The organism is Pyruvatibacter sp. HU-CL02332, assembly GCF_040362765.1.
GTDB lineage: Bacteria > Pseudomonadota > Alphaproteobacteria > CGMCC-115125 > CGMCC-115125 > Pyruvatibacter.
This window is the reverse complement of sequence record NZ_BAABWK010000002.1, coordinates 812,295-830,568: the sequence shown is the minus strand read 5'-3', so window position 1 is coordinate 830,568 and position 18,274 is coordinate 812,295. Positions and strand designations below refer to the sequence as shown.

At 57.1% G+C, this 18,274-nt stretch carries 15 protein-coding genes; 11 read left to right on the top strand and 4 right to left on the bottom strand.

The genetic code is table 11. The features are described 5' to 3' along the window. The first annotated feature begins 143 nt into the window (after positions 1-143). Complete coding sequence (locus tag ABXH05_RS14525) at positions 144-1,568, top strand: hypothetical protein (RefSeq protein WP_353561756.1); 1,425 nt, start codon at positions 144-146, stop codon at positions 1,566-1,568. A gap of 15 nt (positions 1,569-1,583) precedes the next feature. Here ABXH05_RS14525 and ABXH05_RS14520 read toward each other — a convergent pair whose 3' ends face one another. Continuing rightward, the gene (locus ABXH05_RS14520) at positions 1,584-2,639 is read right to left on the bottom strand and encodes a D-cysteine desulfhydrase family protein (RefSeq protein WP_353561754.1); all 1,056 of its coding nucleotides are present in this window, start codon (positions 2,637-2,639) and stop codon (positions 1,584-1,586) included. Between the two features lie 15 nt (positions 2,640-2,654). Continuing rightward, positions 2,655-3,869 carry a CaiB/BaiF CoA transferase family protein gene (locus ABXH05_RS14515; RefSeq protein ID WP_353561752.1) on the bottom strand — a complete coding sequence of 405 codons (1,215 nt, stop codon included), beginning with the start codon at positions 3,867-3,869 and terminating at the stop codon, positions 2,655-2,657. A 156-nt stretch (positions 3,870-4,025) separates the two neighbouring features. Here ABXH05_RS14515 and ABXH05_RS14510 point away from each other — a divergent pair, with 156 nt between their 5' ends. Next, on the top strand, positions 4,026-5,420 hold the full coding sequence (locus tag ABXH05_RS14510) for a CoA transferase (RefSeq protein ID WP_353561750.1): 1,395 nt from the start codon (positions 4,026-4,028) through the stop codon (positions 5,418-5,420). A gap of 20 nt (positions 5,421-5,440) precedes the next feature. On the opposite strand, the gene ABXH05_RS14505 is transcribed toward ABXH05_RS14510, so the two are convergent. Beyond that, positions 5,441-7,597: an acylase gene (locus ABXH05_RS14505; protein ID WP_353561748.1), complete on the bottom strand. Its 2,157-nt coding sequence runs from the start codon at positions 7,595-7,597 to the stop codon at positions 5,441-5,443. A gap of 180 nt (positions 7,598-7,777) precedes the next feature. Between ABXH05_RS14505 and ccmI the strand changes: the two genes are divergently transcribed. From ccmI to ABXH05_RS14465, 8 genes are all read left to right on the top strand, one after another. After that, the gene (gene ccmI / locus ABXH05_RS14500; RefSeq protein ID WP_353561746.1) at positions 7,778-8,911 is read left to right on the top strand and encodes a c-type cytochrome biogenesis protein CcmI; all 1,134 of its coding nucleotides are present in this window, start codon (positions 7,778-7,780) and stop codon (positions 8,909-8,911) included. Between the two features lie 106 nt (positions 8,912-9,017). Continuing rightward, the gene (locus ABXH05_RS14495; protein ID WP_353561744.1) at positions 9,018-9,953 is read left to right on the top strand and encodes a chitosanase; all 936 of its coding nucleotides are present in this window, start codon (positions 9,018-9,020) and stop codon (positions 9,951-9,953) included. A 101-nt stretch (positions 9,954-10,054) separates the two neighbouring features. Beyond that, positions 10,055-10,513 (top strand): cytochrome c maturation protein CcmE, encoded by a 459-nt coding sequence (ccmE, locus tag ABXH05_RS14490; RefSeq protein ID WP_348139614.1) that lies wholly within the window; start codon positions 10,055-10,057, stop codon positions 10,511-10,513. After that, complete coding sequence (locus ABXH05_RS14485) at positions 10,510-12,516, top strand: heme lyase CcmF/NrfE family subunit (protein WP_353561742.1); 2,007 nt, start codon at positions 10,510-10,512, stop codon at positions 12,514-12,516. Before ccmE ends, ABXH05_RS14485 begins: the two co-directional genes overlap by 4 nt. Continuing rightward, entirely contained in the window at positions 12,513-13,019 is a 507-nt protein-coding gene (locus ABXH05_RS14480) for a cytochrome c-type biogenesis protein (RefSeq protein ID WP_461495499.1), read from the top strand. The genes ABXH05_RS14485 and ABXH05_RS14480 overlap by 4 nt, the downstream gene beginning before the upstream one ends. Before the next feature lie 41 nt (positions 13,020-13,060). Beyond that, positions 13,061-14,305, top strand: a complete 1,245-nt coding sequence (locus ABXH05_RS14475) for a bifunctional alpha/beta hydrolase/OsmC family protein (protein WP_353561741.1) — start codon at positions 13,061-13,063, stop codon at positions 14,303-14,305. A 309-nt stretch (positions 14,306-14,614) separates the two neighbouring features. Beyond that, positions 14,615-15,331 (top strand): response regulator transcription factor, encoded by a 717-nt coding sequence (locus ABXH05_RS14470; RefSeq protein WP_275450962.1) that lies wholly within the window; start codon positions 14,615-14,617, stop codon positions 15,329-15,331. Then, on the top strand, positions 15,318-16,733 hold the full coding sequence (locus ABXH05_RS14465; RefSeq protein WP_353561739.1) for a sensor histidine kinase: 1,416 nt from the start codon (positions 15,318-15,320) through the stop codon (positions 16,731-16,733). The genes ABXH05_RS14470 and ABXH05_RS14465 overlap by 14 nt, the downstream gene beginning before the upstream one ends. Before the next feature lie 12 nt (positions 16,734-16,745). Here ABXH05_RS14465 and ABXH05_RS14460 read toward each other — a convergent pair whose 3' ends face one another. After that, positions 16,746-17,552: a fumarylacetoacetate hydrolase family protein gene (locus ABXH05_RS14460; RefSeq protein ID WP_353561737.1), complete on the bottom strand. Its 807-nt coding sequence runs from the start codon at positions 17,550-17,552 to the stop codon at positions 16,746-16,748. Positions 17,553-17,700: 148 nt separating this feature from the next. Between ABXH05_RS14460 and ABXH05_RS14455 the strand changes: the two genes are divergently transcribed. After that, positions 17,701-18,270, top strand: a complete 570-nt coding sequence (locus ABXH05_RS14455; RefSeq protein WP_353561735.1) for a LemA family protein — start codon at positions 17,701-17,703, stop codon at positions 18,268-18,270. Positions 18,271-18,274 lie beyond the last annotated feature (4 nt).

Genomic DNA, 18,274 nt, shown 5'->3' with positions numbered 1-18,274 from the left:
CGGGAGGTTAACAGTTGGTAAACGCCTGTCGAACGGAAAGCGGTTGTTAAGCATAGGCGTGTACTACGAGATCGTAAGAACGCTCCGTGGAGCAAAACCCATTTAACCAAACCCTTCGCAAGGGCTTTGAGGAATAGCGCAGCTTGGCTGAAAGCCGCACCATTAGGCAGCTAAAGCAGGTTCTATCGACGCTCAACAGCGCCGATACGGAAAAGCTTATTGTTGCCCTGGAACGCGACAAACTCGCTGGTGGCAATCTGCCCCACGACTTGATCCTTGGCGCCTTGCGCCCACGCCTTCAGGCGGAGGATGACGAGAAGAAGAAACGTGGCGGCGCGCCGACGCCTGTTCGCCATCTCTGCTGGCCGTTTGAAGAACTGCTGGTCAATCGTCGCTCCGGCCCCAAGCACCGTGGTCGGGTGGCTCGTACGTCTATTATGCCGGTTTGGAATTGGCTGGCAGAAGACCGGGTACCAGATGTTCTTGAGGACATTTCCCAAAGCATCGTTGATCACACCCTTGCAAAGGATGCTGATGGCCTGGCAGCGGCGACCGAAGTCCTTCACGCGACATGCGCTCAGACCATTCGCGAAGGCCTGGACGAGGCCAGTCCCGGCAGCAAGAAAAAGCGTCTCCTGATTGAGCGGCTCGGCGGTGAAGAGGTTTTGGAAGATGCCCGAGAGATGGCTCTTCTTCTTGCGGTTGCCCCACGCTTGTCTGAGTTCAAACGTGGGATGCCAAAGAACATTTCGGAATTGACGCCGGAGCTGACACATCAGGTCCGTGACCTGTTCGACGAACTGGCAGCAGCACAGCCGGATGCAGCACCTTATGCGGCTCTCATTGCCATGCGTCATATCGCAAAGCCCTGGCAGATGTTCCGCATCGTGAAAGGTGTTGCTCATACCAACACAGACGTGCTCATCAGCCGTACAGACATCTCAATTGTTGGCGAATTGCTGCTTCTTGATATGGAAGAGGCCGTGGACTGCCTGGAGAATGTCGATCCGGCTGAAGACCCCAAAGGTGTTCTTGAGAAGCTGAAGCTCTTCACCCAGATATCGCGCGGCATTACAGAGGAAATAGGTGTGCGGCGTGACGGTGCATGGGCTACGCGCCTCATGAGCGCGCGTGGAGCTGTCTCTGAGATCATCCGGGAGCGCATTGACCGGGCACCGTCGCGTGTGTTCAAGGCTTTGCCCATGCGATCTACGGGGCGCTTTGGGCGCGGTGGTCCAAGCCGGCCTGACTTGTCGAAAGAAGTTGATCCGCTGGCACTTGAGCGGGGCGTCAGGACGGTCAAGTTCCTCGAAGGCGCCCGCCGCTATGCGCAGGCTGGATCTTTTGTTGGAGCCCTAAACTCGGCTGTGACGGAGATAGACAAATATCTGGACGACTATGAACGCACGATCCTGGACGAATTGCGCAGTGAAGACGCTGCTCTTCGAGATCGCGGCGAAACCTATCTGGATGCCGTTGCTAGCCTTGTTGAGATTTTCCGTTCAGCGGAAGAAGCGTCACTGCTGCGCAAACGCGGCATGTTGGCAAAGGATTCAGCCATCGCGTAAGGCCTCGAGCCTCCTCTAGCCTGATATGGTCTCAACCTCAGCTAAAGGCCCATTGAAACTATCAATGTAGGCAAAGAGTCCCGGTGACCCGCCGGTCGCGATGAAGATAACTGTCTCATCCGGTGAAAACGCGCCCGTCTGAATCAAACCAATCAGTCCAGCCATTGCTTTGCCACTATAGACCGGGTCAAGCAGCAGGCCTTCTGTGCGCGCAACGAGCCGCACCGCTGCAGCCATCTCGGGAGTAGGCATGCCATAGCCTTCACCGATAAATCCATCATGCAGCACAATGTCGGAAGATGAGATGGACATCTCTTTGTCGGGAGCCGCCAGCGCGACGGTTGCACTTGCCAGAGATGCGGTGGTTTCACGTACCTTGGCAGCGTCCGAATTGAGAACAGAAATTCCTCGAACCTGTGTGCCTGGTGCAAACAGCGCAGCGCCCGCTGCCAATCCTGCATGTGTGCCGGCAGAGCCATTGGCAACCACGATGTGGTCGATAGACGTATCGGGGCCGGCTTGTTCCAGCATCTCGCGAACAACACGCACATATGCGAGGCAACCGATTTCATTTGAGCCGCCAACCGGCACAATATACGGCGTCCGTCCTGCAGCTTTCATTTCGGTGAGCACGTCATCAAGGACCTGACGCCCATTTGCCGTTGCCGGGTAGGTCCGTATTTGCGCCCCGAAGATGCCGTCAAGAAGCACATTGCCGGACTGTTCATATGCAGGCGCTTCATTGGGCACGGTTTTGAACAAGAGTCCTACACACTCCAGCCCCAGTCTGGCGCAGGCACCGGCCGTTTGCCGCACATGGTTTGATTGCAGGGCCCCGGCTGTAATGATTGTGTCCGCACCCTTGGCCTTTGCATCTGCCAGGAGATATTCAAGCTTTCGGACCTTATTGCCGCCACCCGCGGTTTGCGTGAGGTCCTCGCGCTTCACCAGCAAGCGCGGGCAATCGACACCCATGGACTCAAGTGCGGCTTTGAGGCGTGGCATTTCCTGCAGGGCCGTTGGCGGGCCCACCAGATCCAGGCGATCAATGGTATTGAAATGATCAGTCATTGTTACATGTCCATCCTAGATCGCACCTGCGGTACGGAGCGTTTCAATGTCTCCGGAACTATAGCCAAGGGACAGCAGAACTTCCTCGGTATGCTCCCCCAGCAGGGGCGGGCGATTGCGAATGCCAACTGTGCTGTCGGACATTCGTACCGGAAACCCGACAACCGGCGCGGTGCCCGGCATGCCGGGGAAATCGACGTCTTCAAAGAAACCGACTTCATTGACATGTTCGTTTTCCAAAACGTCTGCCGGTTTCAGCACAGGCCCAGCCGGAATGCGGGCTGCTTCTAGCGCTGCCAATGCTTCCTGCGTTGACAGATCTTTGGCCCACGCCGCAGTGCGCTCACTCAGCACCGTGCCGTTATTGCCGCGGGATATGTCGTCCTTGAAGCGCGGGTCGGTCAGCCAGGTATCTTCGCCCATCAGCTTCGCCCATCGCTTGAAAAGCGGGTCACCGATAACCTGCACGAAAATCCACCCGTCATTGGTTTCGACGGCGTCAGCAGGGCCTGCATACTGACTGCGATTACCACTTGCGACACGGTCCGTGCCGCCCAGCTTTTGCTCAATGAGATGAAAGTTAAAGTAGGTGAGGGCGGTGCCAAGCAAAGCCCCTTCCACCATCTGCCCGCGTCCGGTCTTTCCTCGGTCCATCAAGGCGGCCATGGTGCCCAATGCGGCAAATGAGGCGGTGCCGAAATCGACCCACGCCGCGTAGCTTTTGACCGGCGCGTCACCAAAGCCCGAAAGATGCGCAGCGCCGGACATGGCCTGAAACACACCATCAAAGCCGGTCTTTTCACTGTCCGGGCCGCCGCGGCCAAAACCAGACACAGTAGTCAGGATAATATCCTCGCGGTGTGCCTTCAGTGACGGGAGATCCAGCCCCATTTTGTGGAGCGTGGCCGGAGGTAGATTGGCGACCACGACATCTGCAGTCTTCACCAGCCGCGCGACAATATCCCGCCCATCCGCATGCATGGGGTCGAGCGTCATGCTCTTCTTGTTGCGGTTCATCTGCAGGAACATCGACCCTTCGCCACCTTCGCCTGGGGCGGCACCAGGAACGATGGGCTGCACATATCTGTCTTCGCTTCCGTCACGACGTTCAACGCGAATAACATCCGCGCCAAGGTCTGCGAGGAGCGTTGCGCAGAAAGGTCCGGCAATATAGCGCCCAAAATCGAGAACACGCACGCCGTCCAGCGGCCCTTTAGGTGAGTTCGCCATGGTTTCCAAATCCCTGATTGGAGCCGTATTCTTTCTGACCTAGCAAATCCCCGAGTCGATGTTGTTTGCTATGGCCCATATCAAGGTAACATAGCGGGCGAGTCGGGCAGACGCATCTGCTTCACGTTGGGCTTTGTTTACCAGGAGAGACCATCAGTGGCAGGTGATGCATTTCGACAGGTGATGCGCCATGCAGGTGAAGTGGCTGGTCAGCCCTTGTCTGTAAATTTTGGCGGCGAAGACCCGATATACCCATCATGCATACGAGCCGCAGATGGCGCTGCGGGAGCGCTCGGCGCAGTATCCGCGATGGCGCAGGAAATCGGTGTAGACCGGGGCTTGCCGCGGCAGTCCGTGACAGTGAGCACGAGGGCGGCTGCTGCTTCTCTTCTGAGTTTCATGCACATGCGTGTTGATGGAAACATGGTTTTGCCACCGTCAATGGCCAATCCGACCATCGGCATCTATCGCGCTGGATGTGGTCGACACATTCATCTTCATGGCGGTTTCCCGCATCTGCGCGATGGCATTCTGCGACTACTTGATTGCGAGAATGATGAGACGTCAGTGGCTGACGCAGTCAGCAAGTGGGACGCTGTGGCGTTAGAGGACGCGCTTGCATATATGAATTTGTGTGGCGCAGTCGTCCGTACACGCGCTGAATGGGCAGATCATCAGCAAGGCCAACACCTTGCCGCCGCACCATTGGTTGAATTGGTCCGCATCGGGGATGCAGCAGCTCAAGAGCTGCCTCCCTCGACGCAACGCCCATTGGAAAAGCTACGCGTCCTGGACATGACGCGTGTGTTGGCTGGCCCCACCTGTGGTCGAACCCTGGCTTCCCATGGAGCCGATGTTCTCAGACTCGGTGCTGCTCATCTCCCAACGATCGAACCGTTCGTTATGGACACGGGTCACGGCAAACGGTTTGCGACACTGGATTTTGGCATTAAGGAAGACGCCGAGACGCTCAAAGACCTTGCGGGGAAAGCAAACATCTTCGTGCAGGGATACCGCCCCGGTTCGCTTGAGCGACATGGCCTTGGCCCTGCGCATCTTGCTGAACTACGTCCTGGCATCATCTATGTGTCGGTCAATTGCTACGGCCATGACGGCCCGATGTCGTCCCGCGCAGGCTGGGAACAACTGGCTCAAAGTGCATCCGGCATGGCACGCCTGCATTCTGATGAGACTGTTGCGCCTGGTGAGGATCCAACACTCTTTCCTGCGGCCGCAACGGACTACACAACCGGATATCTGGCGGCGTTTGGCACACTGGCCGCCTTGCGCCGCCAGCAGCGAGAAGGCGGCAGTTGGCATGTCCGCGTGTCACTATCGCGTACGGCGATGTGGATGATGGATTTGGGCGCGGTTGACCATCGCAAGGCTGTGCCGGTTGCCGACGAAGAGCTCGGCGATCTGATGGATGCCCGTGATACGCCCTTCGGCAATATGCAATTCTTGCGGCCAGCAGACATGCTCAGTCACACGCCACCCTTCTGGGAGCTGCCTCCATCACCGATGGGCAGCAGCAACCCGACCTGGCGGTAGGCAAGCCTTATTCCGAGCGGCTACTGCCCGGGCTTGTAGGTCCGAGTGGCCTCAGCTTCCAAAGCATCCCGACCCCAGGGTATTTCGCGGAATTGCTCCGTCGCATAGAGCGGCGACTGATCGGCATAGTGCGGGCTTGTTTCGTCAAGCGTTGCTGACCCGAACTGGTGAATGCTCTCACTCTTGAGCGATCCGTCAGGTGCCCAGTCTGCGATGTAAATCATCGTGTCACCGCCCTGCGCAACCAGCCGCCCGTCTTCCTGAGGCAAGCGTGCATACACAGCGCGCAGGAGATCCGGACCCCCGCCAAGCGGCAAATCAACGTCTCCGCGCCGGATGCGGTTGACCTCACCCCATGGGACGTCGAGACGACCCCAGTGCTCCATCAGATGGGCCACAGTATCGCGAAGGGATTGGATGGTGTCAGGCATGGGCGTGCCTTGAATTTGAGCCCAAACCACAGGTTCACCAGCGAGCACGGCAACAGCTGCATTCGTGTCGTCCATATCCGCACTCATATCGAAGTCCGCGAGCAGCCTTTGAGCAACTTCCATATCGGGCTCACCGGAAAAGTCCTCCGCTAGCCACATCTCAATGAGCTTCGCGAGTTCGCTGTCCTTCGAATATGTCTTGTCGAATTTGTATTCTTTGAACTCGTCTGCAGAAATCTTTGTATCAGGCCGCAGCAGTTCCAGACCTCGATACCCACGGTTGGTCATTTGTGTCTCGATACCCATGGTGACCGGAAAGTTCTCCGGTCGCAGGTCGTCGGCTTCGTCTGTAGCTTCAAATGGTGTGTTATTCGCATTGAACACAAAGCCGCTTGGCGGATTGATCAACTGCGGCAAGTTGTCGAAATCGTGGTACTCGCTCCAGATAAGCTCTGATCGGTCACCGGGCAGGTACTTTTGCCAATCCCAACCATCAATCCGCTTGGGCATCTGTGCATTGTAAATGTAGGCGATGTTCCCATCCTTATCGCCATATACATAGTTGATGCTGGGGAGAGCCTGTAGGCGCATGGCATCCATCCATTCCTCCAGATTGTTTGCCCGATTCAGCGAATGGTACTGGACCAGCTGCCGGGTTTCTCCCATGCCCGCATAGCGAACTGCATAAACCCCATGCTCTGTTTCCAGAACCGGTCCGTGTTCTGAGTATTTCACGTCACGCTGTGCGTGCCACTCAAGCGGCCCAAACAGTTTCACTTTGATTGTGGCAACGGACACGTCCATGTCGCGCCATGCGCCATCAAGCCGATACTGATTGGGGTTGTCCGGGTTCACGTCCAGCACGTACACGTCCGCAAGGTCGGGCTTGTTGACGGTGTTGGCCCAGCCTAGATTGCGGTTATGCCCGTGTAGAATGACTGGCGCTCCGGGGAATACACCGCCGGCTATGTCCAGGCCTTCCTCAGATTTGAGGCGCGCTTCATACCAGGCGACGGGACCCGCGAAAGGCTGGTGCGAGTTGACCAACAGGCGGGTATGTCCGTCGGTTGAGCGCGATGGAGCCACGGCAAAGGCATTGGAGCCGATCGGGTATTTTGGTGTTTCCGTCCACAAAAAGGCGTTGTCCGGACCAAGTGAAATTTCCTTTGAGCGCGTCTCCTCGAACAGCTCCTTGAACACGCCATCAAGCCCGTAAAAGAACGGTGTTTTGAAAACGAAGCCTGCAATCACATCCTCTCCCGTAACCGGTAGGACACCGTCCCACACTTCATCGGGGTTTTCGGAAGCCCAAAGGTTGGTGCCGTGGGCATAGGCTTCCGCGATCTCACGGATGTTCTGTGGGAGGTCGGGGTATCCTGCATTGGTTGTTGGCCACACGCGAAGCAGGTGAACCAGATAGTCTGTCACGGCCGCGTCAGCGCCGCGTTGCTGGGCCAGGTTGCCGCGCGCGGCAACCACAATTTCCTGCATCGTCGCCCAGTCATCTTCCGCTTGAGCATAAGCGAGACCAAAAACAACATCCGCGTCACGCTGGCCATAGAGATGAGGAACGCCAAATTTATCGCGAATGATCTCGACGTCATAATTGCTTGCCGGAGCTGCCAGCGCCTCATAGTCCGGCTCAGCGGTCCCGAAATTGACACGTAGGCCAAAGACAAAAAGTGCCGCGATACCCACAACAAGCAAAAGGACAATTACAAGACCGGCAAGGCGCAAGCGGGACATGGCAGGATTTCTCTTTGTTGAGATAAGGGCGCGGATGAGAACGGCCTGCGTAGTCTCGTGCAGGCCGCGACGTTAGCGCCCGTGGCGATAGCGTCTGATGGGTGATACATCACCTTAGAGTATTTCCTCAGTGATTGGCGACCATCCTCGTCGCCTGCCCCAATCAGTGTCTTGGACCCTATGACCGGACCCGTCATTTTCTGGATATTCGCAGCCATTCTGGTTTTGGTCTGTGTTTATCTCGTTCTCACACCACTGCGTCGCAGCAGGGCTTTGCGCGGCCGCGCTGACAGTGACGTTGCGGTCTATCGTGACCAGCTCGAAGAGATCGACCGCGATCTGGAACGCGGCATGATTGGTGAAGCTGAGGCGAAGGCGGCCCGGACGGAAATTTCCCGCCGCTTGCTCATTGCGGATGCTGCACGCACCGCGGAAAGCAATTCTCAAACCAGAGCTGGGTCGCAGTTTGCTGTGATCCTGGTCGTGGCGATGCCATTCCTTGCGGTCCCTCTTTATCTTTATTCCGGTGCTCCAGGATTGCCCTCGCAACCCTTCGCTGAACGGATTTCCAAGGCGCCCGAAGAGCAGAGCCTTGATGAACTGGTCGCGCGTGTTGAAGAACATCTGCGCGCCAACCCTGGCGATGCTGACGGCTGGCGCGTGGTTGCGCCAATTTACGGACGCATGGGTCGATTCGAAGATGCGGCGACCGCCTATGGTCGGTTGATCGATCTTGATGGCGCCACGGCTGAGCGGTTGGCGGATCTGGGTGAGTCTCTGGTCTTTGCTGACGAAGGCTTGGTCGGTGATCGAGCTGCAGCCGTCTTTGCGCGCGCGGTGTCCTTGGATGCTGCCCACGCTCAATCAAATTACTTCCTGGGCCTTGCCGCCCTGCAGGAAGGTGACAGAGACACTGCACGCGCTATCTGGCAGGAGCTTAAGGAAAACGCCGACCCGGATTTGCCTTGGGCCCGAATGGTCACCCAGAGTCTTGCAGCCTTGGATGCGGAGCAAAGCGAACCTTCCGCAGAAGAATCCATAGCGGCACTTCCCGACGAAGATAGAGCTGCAGCTATAAAAGGTATGGTTGATGGGCTTGATGAACGACTTGCCGCCAATGGGGGAAGTGAAGCTGAATGGCGTCAGCTCATGCGCGCTCGCATGGTGCTGGGTGAAACAGATGCCGCCCAGGATGTGCTGAAACGGGCATTGGAAAACCTGGCACCGGACACAGCTGCCGCCGCGCGGCTCATTTCAGTGGCGCGTGAGCTGGGGATTGAGTCGCCAGGTGCGGACGACGCGTCGGCGGAATAACACTCCAGAAAAAGTCGTTTATCCCCGCTCGCTGCGTGCCGTGATATCCTGAGTTGTGTGTCGAAGATCGCGTTTGTTTCCGCGCAACGAGCCAACAGGATCCCCCATGCCCCTCACATTCCTTCAAAAACGCGCCGCACAGGCCATCATCAATGTTTTTGAGACCGGAACACCCGGCGGTGACTACGCCATGGTCACATTGCTGCCAGGTGACAGTGGCCATCTCACCTATGGTCGGGCACAGACGACACTTGGTTCTGGAAATCTGCATCTGCTCATAAAGGCCTATTGCGAGGCCGCAAATGCGGCCCTGTCCAGTCAGCTATCGCGATACTTGAGGCGGCTTGAAGACATTGACCTGGCATTGGATCACGACTTCGAGTTTCGCTCGCTCCTGACCCAAGCGGGTGCCGACCCTGTCATGCAGGAAGTCCAGGATGCGTTCTTTGATCGTCTATATTGGACACCAGCCGAGGTTGCTGCAGGCAGCCTCGGCATCGGTGATCCCTTGGCACTTGCCGTGGTCTATGACGGAAAGGTGCATGGGTCATGGATACGCATTCGAGACCGTGTCAACGAGCGGCACGGGCGGCCTGCCATTATCGGTCAGCGTGGTTGGGTGCATCGTTATGTTGCCGAACGGCGCGCGTGGCTGGCCGGACATTCCAACCATCTGCTGCGACGTACCGTCTACCGGATGGATGCGTTTTCGTCCCTGATGGACAACAACAATTGGTCCCTCGCCTTACCGTTTTCAGTGCGTGGGCAGCAGATCAACCAGCACGTCCTCGGCGTGCCACCTGTGCGCGTCACAGCTGAAGATACACAGCAGAGGACACTACGTCTGACCACGCCGGCAATGACCGGCCCGGATGTGGAGGCCCTCGAACGCGCGCTCGCAGAGCGTGGCTGGGCCATCAACATTGATGGTGTGTTCGATGACGGGACCAAGCGTTGTGTCACTCAGTTCCAGGATGAAGTTGGCCTTGTTGCTGACGGCATTGCCGGTCCTGCGACACTGTCAGCTCTGGATCTGGCTTAATCGCGCGCACCCCTGGCCCTGAGCACTCAATTCCCCAATTTGACTATGCGATCTTTTGACCGTTGGGCGGATGGACGGCGGGGCGGTATATTGATCGTCAAATGACCCGCACCAGAAAACCACGCACCCGCAAGTCCTACCGCGCTGCCTTTATTGGCGTATCGGTACTTGTACTCGGCGCCGCTGTGATTCTAGCGCTTAGCGCGCTTGAGGACACGGTGGTCTTCTTTTACAGCCCCACTGACGTGGCGGAAAAAGGCATGCCGGTAGGCGAATATGCCCGCATCGGCGGACTCGTAGTCGAGGGAAGCGTCAGTAAAGAAGGCGCCTCAACCATCTTTTCGGTGACGGACACCCAAAACAGCATACAGGTCGCATATGGCGGCATACTGCCGGATCTCTTTAGAGAAGGGCAGGGTATTGTGGCTGAGGGGGAGTTCGAGGTTACCGGCCGTTTTGAGGCGTCCCGGGTCCTTGCCAAGCACGATGAAAACTACATGCCTCCTGAGGTCGCTGATGCATTGAAGGCATCAGGCCAGTGGAAGGAAACAACCGAATGATTCCTGAAATCGGGCATTTTGCACTCGTGCTCGCCCTGGCTGTCGCGGTTGTCCAAACCGGCCTTGGTCTATATGGGCCGGCGCTGGCAGACGCGCGGTTGATGGTGATGGCATCTCGGGCGGCAAGCCTTCAGGTGATCCTGCTGATCGTTTCTTTCGCCGCGCTGACTTATGCATTCGTGACGTCAGATTTTTCCGTCATCAATGTCTATGAGAACAGCCATTCCGCCAAACCGATGCTCTACAAGGTCACCGGTGTTTGGGGGAACCATGAAGGGTCGATGCTCCTGTGGGTCCTGATCCTGGCAATCTTCGGTGCCAGCGTGGCCAATTTCGGCGCTAATCTCCCGGACTCATTGAAGGCGCGTGTTCTGGGCGTGCAGGGACTCATTGGCGCGGTATTCAGCCTGTTCGTGGTGCTGGCATCCAACCCCTTCGTGCGCCTGTCACCCACGCCGATAAACGGCACAGATCTAAACCCGCTTCTTCAAGACCCGGGCCTCGCCTTTCATCCGCCGTTCCTCTACGGCGGCTATGTGGGGCTGTCAGTAGCCTTCTCATTTGCGGCTGCTGCACTCATCGAAGGTCGCGTTGATGCAGCATGGGCCCGCTGGGTCCGCCCATGGGCGCTGGCTGCATGGGCATCGCTGACGGTTGGCATCGCACTTGGAAGTTGGTGGGCTTACTACGAACTGGGTTGGGGCGGATACTGGTTCTGGGATCCGGTTGAAAACGCATCACTCATGCCGTGGCTAGCGGCAACAGCCTTGCTCCATTCCGCAATCGTTGTTGAGCGACGCGGCGCGTTGAAATCATGGACCGTGTTGTTGGCCATTCTGGCATTCTCGCTGTCCTTGTTGGGGACATTCCTCGTGCGCTCTGGCGTACTCACCTCCGTGCATGCTTTTGCCGTTGATCCGGAACGCGGCCTTTTCATACTGGGCATTCTGATCTTCTTCATTGGCGGCGCATTGGCGCTCTATGCCTGGCGAGCGCCAAGTCTCAAACTTGGCGGACTTTTTGCGCCTGTGAGCCGCGAGTCCGCGCTGGTGATCAATAACTTGCTGCTCACAGCATCTACAGCGGCTGTGCTTATCGGCACGTTGTATCCACTCGTCCTTGAAGGCGTGACCGGCGAAAAAATCTCGGTTGGGCCGCCGTTCTTCAACGGCACATTCATTCCTATCATTCTTCCCTTGCTGCTGTTGGTGCCGTTCGGACCAATGCTGGCGTGGAAACGAGCTGATGCCCTTGCAACAGCACAACGGCTCTATGCAGCTGCCGTTGCGGCACTTGTTGTGGGCCTCATCGCCCTCTTCGTTGTTGAGGGGGCACCGATTTTGGCCGCTGTCGGCTTGGCCATTGCAACGTGGCTGGTGGTCGGTGCAGGCGTTGAAATCGCGGAGCGCGTGAAGCTTGGCAAAATACCCTTTGGCCAAAGCATGAATCGTCTCAAAGGTTTGCCGCGCTCTGCATGGGGCACGGCAATCGCCCATGCAGGTGTGGGCGTGCTCGTCTTTGGCGTGGTTGGTGTCACAGCGGGCGCGCAGGAACGTGTGGTGTTGATGCAAGCAGGCCAGACGCTTGAGATCGGTCCATATGAGTTGACCTTTGATGGCGTCACTCCTGCACCCGGGCCTAACTACGAAGCAGATCGCGGCATCTTCACGGTCAATCGTAACGGCACCGTTGTTGGTCAGCTCACACCGGAAAAACGATTCTACCCGGTCGCAAAAATGCCGACGACCGAAGCTGCCATCCGAACGACCATTCTCGACGATGTGTATGTCGTGCTTGGCGATCCACAACCCGGCACTGCGCCAGGCCAAACCCAGTGGATTGTTCGCGCCTATCACAATCCGCTTCAGCCGCTCGTATGGGTAGGCTGCATCATCATGGTACTGGGCAGTGTTGTCTCTCTCTCTGACCGGCGGCTGCGCGTCGGGGCTCCAGCGCGCAAAAAGGCGAATACGCCATCTGCGGCCGGTGAGGCTGCCGCATGACTGCGCGCGCCTCGTGGCTGGTCGGGATGCTCAAGGCTGGTGTTCTCAGCCTTGCGGTGGTCATAGCCGTCGCGACTGCGCCAGCGAAAGCTTATGAGCCAAGCGAAGTTCTCAGCGACCCGGCTTTGGAAACAAGGGCTCGCGCACTGAGCGCAGACCTACGTTGCATGGTGTGCCAGAACCAGTCGATCGACGACTCGAATGCCCCTTTGGCAAAAGACCTGCGAATTTTGGTGCGTGACCGTCTGGTCCAGGGGGACACCGACGAAGAGGTCATGGACTACGTGGTGGATCGATACGGTGAATATGTGCTGCTGCGGCCGCGAGTGGCTCCACACACCTATTTGCTCTGGTTTGGGCCGTTCATCGTGTTGTTATTGGCCGGGGGGCTTGCGGTTCGTTACTTTATGAACCGGAGCGTTGACAGCTTGGCGGAAGAGGGCACTCCGTTGAGCGATGAAGAACGCCTGCGGGTTGGTCAGATTTTGGGCAAATCCGACTGACAGCAACCTTCAGTGCCCCAACAAATCAAAGATGGGGCACCATGGCCAAGCAGATACAACGCATCGAATTTACAGGCAGCCTTGGCGAAAAGTTGGCTGGCCGGCTTGAAATGCCCAAGGGGCAACCCCGCGCATATGCGCTTTTTGCCCATTGCTTTACCTGCTCCAAGGACATTTTTGCCGCGACCCGCATTGCGTCACGGCTGTGTGATCATGGTATCGCAGTCCTACGCTTTGATTTTACCGGCCTGGGCCACTCTGACGGCGACTTTGCCAACACGGATTTTTCATCCAACGTGGCTGACTTGGTTCACGCCGCAAATTATCTGCGCGATACCCACGAGGCGCCGTCCATTCTGATCGGCCATAGCCTTGGCGGTGCCGCCGTACTTGCCGCCGCTGGAGATGTGCCGGAGGCAAAGGCCGTTGCCACCATTGGCGCCCCGGCTGACGCGGCCCACGTTGCGGAAAACTTTGGCACCAAAATCGGTGATATCGAGGCGGATGGTGAAGCAGAAGTGGAGCTCGCCGGTCGGCCGTTCCGCATTCGAAAAGCCTTTCTGGACGATATTCGCAGCCAGGAAATCTCACCGCGTATCGCCAGCCTGAAGAAAGCACTCATCGTATTTCACGGTCCGCGGGATGCGACCGTTGGAATTGAAAATGCCGAGAAGATTTTTCTGGCAGCGAAGCACCCGAAGAGCTTTGTGTCCCTTGATGATGCGGATCATCTTCTCTCCCGTCGGGCCGATGCCACCTACGTCGCTGATGTGCTGTCCTCATGGGCCACTCGTTACCTCGGCGAAGAGGCTGTGGAAGAGAAGGCCCTCGTAAAACCTGATCCAGAACGCGTCACCGTTGTAGAAACGCGCAAGGGCAAGTTTCAGTCGCAGGTCCTAGCTGGCGAGCATGTTCAGCTTGCCGATGAGCCGGAAAGCTATGGTGGGTTGGATACCGGACCAACGCCGTATCAGTATTTGAACGCTGCACTTGGTGCCTGCACCGCTATGACCATGCGACTTTATGCGGACCGAAAATCAATTCCCATGGAACGCGTAGTTGTCCGTGTGGGGCATGACCGCATTCATGTAGATGACTGTGAGGAATGCACTGCCACAGATGGCAATACGCAAGGTCAGGTTGATGTCATGAACCGGGAAATCGAAGTATCCGGAAATCTGGATGATGAGCAGCGCCGCAAGCTGATGGAGATAGCGGACAAGTGCCCTGTCCATCGCACCTTGGAAAACAAGCTAGTGGTCCGCACCACCCAAACCCAAACGTGACGCTTCATTACCAAAATGTCATGTGGCCGCAAGCGGGCTGTAAGGCTGGGGAGCCGAAACTCTTAAGTATTCCGGGATGCTGTGTCGGGTCATTTGATTCGGCGTAGCAAATTGGAGGCGGCCCTTTTCAAATTCCATCACACAGGGTCGTTCAAGTCGCCGCACCGGCGCCACGTTGTTTCGTGTTCCCCCACGAGTGCGCCGGTGCGGCCTTTTTCTCTCCAAATCGCGCTGCTTAGACAGCAGCACATCCCCGGTAACCGCTGGTAGCGGCATGCCGCTGCCCGGCGTAAGCTGGAGGCCGAAGCAATGCAGCAGCAAACACTTCAAACCGTAGGAGAAGACGTGCGCGTCCTTGTTGTGGAAGATGACGTCGAGGCAGCCGCCTACATCGTCAAGGGTCTGCGCGAAAGCGGCCATGTGGTCGATCACGCAGCAGACGGAGACGATGGGTTGAACCTCGCCATGTCCGGCCAGTTCGATGTGCTGGTCATAGACCGCATGCTGCCCAAGCAGGATGGATTGTCGGTGGTTTCTTCTCTGCGCGACGAAGGCCGCACGACGCCGGTCTTGTTTCTCAGCGCGCTTGGTGAGGTAGAAGATCGGGTCAGCGGCCTGCGCGCTGGCGGCGACGACTATCTGACAAAGCCGTTTGCCTTCGCTGAACTTCTTGCTCGCATCGAAGTGCTTGTTCGGCGTGCCAGCCCGGGTGAGGCACAGCAAACCCGCATGCGGGTTGGAGGTCTTGAAATGGACCTTCTGTCGCGCAAGGTGACACGCGACGGCACTGACATTGATCTGCAGCCGCGAGAGTTCCGCCTGCTGGAGTATCTCATGAAGCACGCGGGGCAGGTCGTTACGCGAACGATGTTGCTCGAAAATGTCTGGGAGTACCATTTCGATCCGCAGACCAACGTAATCGACGTTCACGTGTCGCGCTTGCGAGCTAAGATCGACAAGAACTTTGAGACGCCCCTGCTCCATACGGTGCGTGGCGCGGGTTATACGTTGCGTGCCCCAGAGTAAGCTCCTTTCCACGACAACTTTCCGGCTGGCGCTGGTTTATCTCGCCCTGTTTCTGGCGTCCTCCAGTGCCCTGCTCGGATACCTGTACTGGAACACAGCTGGCTTCCTTGCCCGCCAGACCGAGGCAACTGTGCAGGCGGAAACAATTGCACTTGTCACTCAGCTTGACGAAAGCGGCCGTGCTGGTCTGGTCCTTGCCGTGATTACCAAGGCACGTGATCCACGGCAGAACCTCTATCTGCTGGAGGACACGAATGGTGAAAAGCTGGGTGGCAACCTGGATGTATGGCCGGATGCCCAACCAGGTGATGGCGGTTGGATCAGCTTTGACTATGGTCGCCGCACGGTCGAAGGCGAAATTGAAACCCACGAAGCGCAAGCAATCGCGACCCGGCTTCCAGATGATATGCGTCTGCTGGTCGGCCAGGACATTGAAGAACGTCGCCGCCTTGAAGCACAGATAACCAATGCTCTTGCATGGGCAGTGGCCGCCATGATCGTACTTGGCATTGTCGGCGGTGCAATCATCAGCCGCAACGTGGTGGCGCGTATTGACGATATCAACCGCACCGCCAAGGACATTATGGGTGGTGAGCTTTCACGGCGCATTCCAGTCTCGGGTGCCGGCGACGAGATTGATCAGCTTGCGGAAAACCTCAACGACATGCTCGACCAAATCGAGCGTTTGATGTCCGGAATGCGGCAGGTGACTGACAACATTGCCCATGACCTGAGAAGTCCGCTCAATCGTCTGCGGAACCGCCTGGAAGTGACCTTGATGAAACCGGCAACCCAGGAAGAATACGCCGAGGCACTAGAACGATCCATTTTTGAAGCAGACGAACTTCTGGGAACGTTCAACGCACTCTTGTTGATCGCACGCGCCGAAGCAGGCGCTGCGCGAGACGGCATGGCTTGGGTCGATTTGAGCGCACTGGCTCAGGATGCAGCTGAGCTCTATGAGCCGGTAGCCGACGAAGCTGGCCTCTCCCTGACCTTGGATATCGAGCCAGATCTAGAATATCGCGGCCACCGGGAGTTGTTGGCTCAGGCGATTGCCAATCTCCTCGACAATGCAATCAAACACGCCGGTGGAAAAGCAGGCGGGTCAGCTGTCCAGCTGTCAGTCAAGAGTCGCGGCATGCTGGGAGCTGAGGTTACCGTTGCTGACAATGGTCCAGGTGTGGGGGTTGATGACCGAGAGCGTGTGCTTGGAAGGTTTGTGCGCCTTGAGCAGAGCCGCAATACGCCCGGGAGTGGTCTTGGACTGAGCCTTGTGAGCGCCGTGACGCGTCTGCATGGCGGTGACCTCCGGCTTGAGGATAATCAGCCTGGCCTGCGGGTAGTGATCTCGCTCGCCCGACGAGCACGCCGTCGCCCCAGCGAAATTGCAGCTGAATAGCGGCCGGTGCTACTAGCCGACAATCGTCTTCGCTACTTCATCTGCCACGCGGTTCTCGATTGCGCCCACATCGCCGATTTCAATCCGAACAACATCGCCATCTTTCAGAAACTGCGGCGGGTCCATTGCCGCTCCCACGCCTTCAGGCGTGCCAGTAAAAATCAGGTCACCCGGCTCCAGAGTAAAGGCGGTCGTCAGGTGCTCAATCTGATCCCGAATGGAGTGGATCATCGACGATGTGTTGGAGCTTTGACGCTCTTCTCCATTGACCGATGTCTTAATGGTCAGGTTCTGGGGGTCCTTAATTTCATCGACGGTGACCATCCATGGTCCGGTCGGCCCGTGGGTATCGAAGCTTTTGCCCATCTGCATTGTCGGCGTGCGGCGTTGCCAGTCACGCACAGACACGTCGTTTCCGACCATGTACCCAGCGATGACTTCGTGAGCCCGGTCCGCCGGAACATGCCGACATCGCTTGCCGATTACCACCACCAACTCACCTTCGTAGTCCACCATGTCGGATGCGACGGGCTTGTCGATAAGGTCATGAGGCCCCGCAATACAGGTGCGCTGCTTGTTGAACCAGATTTGATGCGGTGACACCTCACGACCGGTCTCTTCAACATGAGCCCGGTAGTTGAGTCCAATGGCCAGAATTTTCCCCGGCATCGGAATGGGTGCCAGAAGGGAAACATCATCGAGCAGGAGCGGCGGAACATCTGCGACAGACTTGGAAATCCGCTCCAGTAGAACCTCAGATTCAGGCAGGACATCAATCAGGCTCTTGGGAATGTCTGCAAAATCTGGAACCGGACGCACACCCCTATCATCAACAACTCCAAGGCTTTGGCGCCCATTGTGTATCAGCGACGCAATCCGCATTGTTATGTCCTTTCAAATCCGACCATTGCTTGTGCATACTATGGGTCGGCTATTTCCGCATTCGTTTGTTCATAAGGAAATCTTGATGGAAATCCTGCTTGGCCTGATCGCTGTCGTGCTGATAGGCGGCTACGTTTGGTACGTCACACTCATTGGACGGCGCAATCGGGCATTGGAAGCTTTGTCATCTATCGATGTGCAGCTGCGTAAGCGCCATGACCTTATCCCCAATGTGCTCAAGATCGCTCAGCGGTTCATGGAGCACGAAAAGGAATTGCTCACTGAATTGACTGAGCTGCGTGCCAACGCAATGTCCGACTACGACAAATCTGATCCCGCAGCTGTCAAGAATCATATTGAATCGGAGCAACGGCTCCAATCCGGCATGATGCGGTTTTTTGCAACGGCTGAAGCTTATCCCGAGCTACGTTCAGCGGAGACCATGGTCAATGCGCAGGAAACCTATTCCGAGGTGGAAGGACATATCTCCGCATCCCGGCGTTTCTACAACGCAGCAGTAACCGATTTGAACAATTCAGTGCAGATTTTTCCAGGTAGTCTCATTGCCAATATGGCGGGTGTACACCCAATGCCATTCTATGAAATTGAGGAAGCCGCGCGGGCTCCGGTTGACGCGTCTGACTTTCTCAAATAGCGGC